Origin of the sequence: Streptomyces sp. NPDC058955 (assembly GCF_042741435.1) — a bacterium.
Lineage (GTDB): Bacteria > Actinomycetota > Actinomycetes > Streptomycetales > Streptomycetaceae > Streptomyces.
Window position 1 is genome coordinate 1 of record NZ_JBHYKM010000230.1, and the last position, 3,612, is coordinate 3,612.

At 69.5% G+C, this 3,612-nt stretch carries 3 protein-coding genes; 1 reads left to right on the forward strand and 2 read right to left on the reverse strand.

The window, feature by feature from the left end; all coding sequences use genetic code 11:
* Positions 1 to 144: 144 nt before the first annotated feature.
* A complete protein-coding gene (locus tag ACFW1I_RS38155) occupies positions 145 to 1,722 on the reverse strand; it encodes an MDR family MFS transporter (protein WP_384678711.1) in 1,578 nt (525 codons plus the stop codon).
* A 106-nt stretch (positions 1,723 to 1,828) separates the two neighbouring features.
* Here ACFW1I_RS38155 and ACFW1I_RS38160 point away from each other — a divergent pair, with 106 nt between their 5' ends.
* Positions 1,829 to 2,392, forward strand: coding sequence for a TetR/AcrR family transcriptional regulator (locus ACFW1I_RS38160; RefSeq protein ID WP_384678714.1), 564 nt, complete (start codon positions 1,829 to 1,831; stop codon positions 2,390 to 2,392).
* Between the two features lie 12 nt (positions 2,393 to 2,404).
* On the opposite strand, the gene ACFW1I_RS38165 is transcribed toward ACFW1I_RS38160, so the two are convergent.
* Complete coding sequence (locus tag ACFW1I_RS38165; protein ID WP_384678717.1) at positions 2,405 to 3,118, reverse strand: M23 family metallopeptidase; 714 nt, start codon at positions 3,116 to 3,118, stop codon at positions 2,405 to 2,407.
* Positions 3,119 to 3,612: the final 494 nt, after the last annotated feature.

Below are 3,612 nucleotides of genomic sequence, written 5' to 3' on the forward strand. Positions count from 1 at the left end.
TTATATCACCCCCCGCCCGCCCCCCGCCCCCATTAACCGGGGGCGCTCCCCTAACCGGGGGCGCCGGGAGAACCCGGGGCGGGGGACCGGGCGGGGGGCGGGTTTGCGGGGCAAACCCGGCCCCACGCGCGCGTGCGACAGCCGTCAGACCGTCTCGGCGACCTTGGCCGTGCCCTCGTCCGCCGGCTTCTCCGCCGCCGCGGGGCCGGCGCCGCGCAGCGCCACCTCCTTGACGAAGAAGGCGAGGACGAAGCCGATCACCGCGACCGCCGAGCCGACGAGGAAGGCGGAGTGGGTGCCGACGGCGACCGCGTGCTGGTACGCCTCGCGCAGCGCCTCCGGCAGCTTGGCCAGGCTGGCGGCGTCGAGCTGGGCGGACCGCTCGGTGAGGGCGGAGCCGCCACCGGCGGCCATCTCGTCCTGGACCCGGCTGGTGAAGAGCGCGCCCATGATCGCGACGCCGAAGGAGGAGCCGAGGGTCCGGAAGAGGGTGGTGGAGCTGGAGGCCACGCCCATGTCCTTCATCTCGACGCTGTTCTGCGCGACGAGCATGGTGATCTGCATCAGGAAGCCCATGCCGGCGCCGAGCAGCGCCATGTAGACCCCGGAGACCAGGCGGGTCGTGCCGGTGTCCATCGTGGAGAGCAGGAACAGGCCCACGATCATCAGGGCGCCGCCCGCCAGCGGGAAGACCTTGTACTTGCCCGTGCTGGTGGTGACGCGGCCGACGACCAGCGAGACGACCATCATCGAGAGCAGCATCGGCAGGAGCAGCAGGCCGGAGTTGGTGGCCGAGGCCCCCTGCACGGACTGCTGGAAGATCGGCAGGTAGAGGACCGCGCCGAACATGACGAAGCCGGTGATGAAGCCGATCAGCGACATGAGCGTGAAGTTGCGGCTGCGGAAGATGTGCAGCGGCATGATCGGGTCGCTCGCGCGGGTCTCCACGTACAGGAAGGCGGCGAGGGCGGCCGCGCCGGCGACCGCGAGGCCGACGATGGTGGCCGAGCCCCAGGCGTACTCGGTGCCGCCCCAGGTGGTGACGAGGACGATCGCGGTGATGCCGACGATCAGCAGCGCGGCGCCGAGGAAGTCGATCCGGGTGCCGGCCGCCCGCTGCTTCCTCGGCAGGTGCAGGACGGTGGTGACCATGGCGAGGGCGACGGCGCCCAGCGGCAGGTTGATGTAGAAGGACCAGCGCCAGCCCCAGTGGTCGGTGATGGTGCCGCCGACCAGCGGGCCGCCGATCATGGCGAGGGCCATCACGCCGGCCATCATGCCCTGGTACTTGCCCCGCTCCCGGGGCGGGATCAGGTCGCCGATGATCGCCATCACGCCGACCATCAGACCGCCGGCGCCGAGGCCCTGGACGGTGCGGAAGGCGATGAGCTGGCCCATGTCCTGGGCCATGCCGCTGAGCGCCGAGCCGATCAGGAAGATCACGATCGAGGTGAGGAAGACGCCCTTGCGGCCGTACATGTCGCCGAGCTTGCCCCAGATGGGGGTGGAGGCGGCGGTGGCGAGGGTGTAGGCGGTGACGACCCAGGAGAGGTGCTCCAGGCCGCCGAGTTCGCCGACGATCGTCGGCATCGCGGTGCCGATGATCATGTTGTCCAGCATCGCGAGGAGCATCGCGATCATGAGGGCGAGGAGGACCACGCGCACGCTGCGCTGCGACTCCTGCTCCCCCTGCGCCTGTTTCGATGGTGCGGTGTCCGCCATGACTGTCCCCTTACTTGCCGCCCGGCTAGTTACTACACTGGGGGACGGTAGGCGCGTCACTTGCCGGTCGTCAAGTAAGTTTTGTGGAAAGTGGGAGTGAACAGCCATGGCCCGAGGCAATACCCGCCAGCGCATCCAGGACGTGGCCCTCGAACTCTTCGCCGAGCAGGGCTACGAGAAGACCTCGCTGCGGGAGATCGCGGAACGCCTCGACGTCACCAAGGCCGCGCTGTACTACCACTTCAAGACCAAGGAAGACATCATCATCGGGATCTTCCAGGACCTGACGCGCCCGATGGACGAGCTGCTCACCTGGGCCGCCGAGCAGCCGCGCACCCTGGAGACCAAGCGGGAGATCCTGCGCCGCTACCAGGTCTGCCTGCTCGCCGCGGCCCCGCTGTTCCGCTTCATGCACGAGAACCAGGCGACCGTGCGCGAGCTCAGCATCGGCCTCACCTTCAAGGAGCGGCTGCTCGCGCTCTACGAGTACGTCCAGGAGCCCGGGGCCCCGATGAAGGACCGGGTCCGCGCCATGAGCTCGATCTTCACCCTGCACGCGGGCACGTTCTTCATGCAGAACGCCGGGAACGACGAGGACGACCCCGAGGAGAAGCAGGAAGCCGTCCTCGAGGTCGCCCTCGATCTGATCGAGCAGGCCCACCGGGCCTGACACGCGTCAGCGTCAGATGGTCACGCCGTGGGTCCGCAGGAACGCGGCCGGGTTGACGGCGGAACCGTAGTTCGGGGTCGTGCGGATCTCGAAGTGCAGGTGCGGGCCGGAGGAGTTTCCGGTGTTGCCCGAGAGGGCGATCTTCTGGCCGGCGCCGACCTTCTGGCCGACGTGGACCTGGATCTTCGACAGGTGGGCGTACTGCGAGTACGTGCCGTTGGCGTGCTTCACCACGATGGCGTTGCCGTACGCGGGGCCGTCGCCGCCGCCGTTCGGGCCGGCCTTCACGACGGTGCCCGGGCCCGCGGCCTTGACCGGGGTGCCGACCGGGACGGCGAAGTCCTGGCCGGAGTGCTTGTGGGACCACATGGCGCCGCCCTGGTTGTAGCTGGCGGTGAGGGTGTACGAGGTGACCGGCTTGACCCAGCCCTTGGCCTTCTTCGCGGCGGCCGGCTTGGCGGCGGCCTTCGCGGCCGCGGCCTTCACCTGAGCGGCCTTCGCGGCCTTGGCGGCCTTCGCGGTCGCGGCCTTCGCCTGGGCGGCGGCCTTGGCCTGGGTGACGGCCTGCGCCTCGACGGCGGCGGCCGCGGTACCGGCGACCGGGGCGGCCTTGCTCTCGGCGGCGAAGGCGGACCCGGCTCCGGCCACCAGCGACGCTCCCAGACCCGCGGTGGCGAGGGCGACGGCGGTGACTCGGACGGCGGGGTTCATGACGCGCTTCGACATACGGGGGAAGACCTCCGGACAGAACGGGACCCGACGCGATCGGTGCGTTGCGCCGGGCTGGCTGTTCCTTGGTAACCCGGCACCCAGGTCATCCCAAAACACCCCATCTACGACACCGAGTCGTAGCGATCTCCACAGGAATACGGCCCTTGACACCCCCGGGGACCGCCCGCGAAATCGGACATACCAGCCCAAGCTTCCGGGTTTAACCGCATGTCGCCGGGGCGAGAAAAGGCCCGAAAGGCGGCGCTGCGCCCGATTCGGCCCACTCGGGACCTAGGTCCTGGTAGTTGACTCCTGAACGTCCCGATTCGCCCCCTATCAGAGCTACGATCCCGTCTAGTACCCCTCGAAACCCCTGTGCGCCTTGTCACCGCGCGGGCCCTGCCATTGGGACCTGGGTCACGCAACCGGAAGCGGCCGAAGCCCGTCCGGAGGTCGTCCGGACGGGCCCCTGGGCACCGAAAAGGGGCGGCCCCGGAACCTTCTGGTTC